The 342-nt window shown below is 67.3% G+C and carries 1 protein-coding gene; it reads left to right on the forward strand.

Annotated elements, in window-relative coordinates; genetic code table 11:
• On the forward strand, positions 1-225 hold a 225-nt coding region (locus tag IF64_RS27815), incomplete at its 5' end, for a helix-turn-helix domain-containing protein (protein WP_428829445.1).
• Positions 226-342: the final 117 nt, after the last annotated feature.

Below are 342 nucleotides of genomic sequence, written 5' to 3' on the forward strand. Positions count from 1 at the left end.
GCCAAACGACAAGGGCGAACCGGCGGACGTCCGCCCGTCGTCGACGACGACAAACGCCGCGCCATCCTCGCCCGCCGAGACGAAGGACAGTCAATCCGGCAGATCAGCCGCGGCACCGGCGTCTCCGTCGGCGTCGTCCATCGCGTCGTGACCGAGAACGTCGACGACGACTCCGGGCCCTGTTCAGAGCTCGCGCACCCGGCAACATCAACATCGGTCAGTTGAGGTGCCGACTCCAGAAGGGGTTGTCAGCCCACCCGTCCGGGATTCCCATGCCCCGGAGGTTCATTGGAGGACGGGTAGTCACGAGCTCGTGGAGCCGTCGTGCCCAGCTGCTGCGGG

The organism is Prauserella rugosa, assembly GCF_000719975.1.
Taxonomy (GTDB): Bacteria; Actinomycetota; Actinomycetes; order Mycobacteriales; family Pseudonocardiaceae; genus Prauserella; species Prauserella rugosa.